This window comes from Christiangramia aquimixticola, from assembly GCF_048285835.1.
Lineage (GTDB): Bacteria > Bacteroidota > Bacteroidia > Flavobacteriales > Flavobacteriaceae > Christiangramia > Christiangramia aquimixticola.
On sequence record NZ_JBLVTL010000246.1, the window covers coordinates 1 to 293 of the forward strand.

A 293-nucleotide genomic window follows, 5' to 3' on the forward strand; every position below is an offset into this window, starting at 1 on the left:
CCTTTTCGATCATCAAGCATGAGTTCAAGAGTTTCTTTGGTTTTGTCATTCTTTTCATAGGAGCTTATTTCCTCTTAAAAAGAGAGTTTGACCTGGATTTTGGATTGGGACAATATGTATGGCCACTGGGCTTGATCATCTTGGGGATTTACCTGATCACTCAGAAGACTCGAGAAAACAAAGTGCTCGAAGATATCCGTCGCAATTGGGAGTCTGAGCGAAAAAGCAAGACTTCCTTTTCGAGTACTTCTACCGTAGAAGAGGCCAAAGTAGTAGACGAAACTGGATCAACT

At 41.6% G+C, this 293-nt stretch carries 1 protein-coding gene; it reads left to right on the forward strand.

Going from position 1 to position 293, the window contains the following annotated elements; translation table 11 throughout:
* A partial coding sequence (locus ACNKXV_RS14335; RefSeq protein WP_417908386.1) for a LiaF transmembrane domain-containing protein occupies nucleotides 1-293 on the forward strand: 293 nt, incomplete at both ends.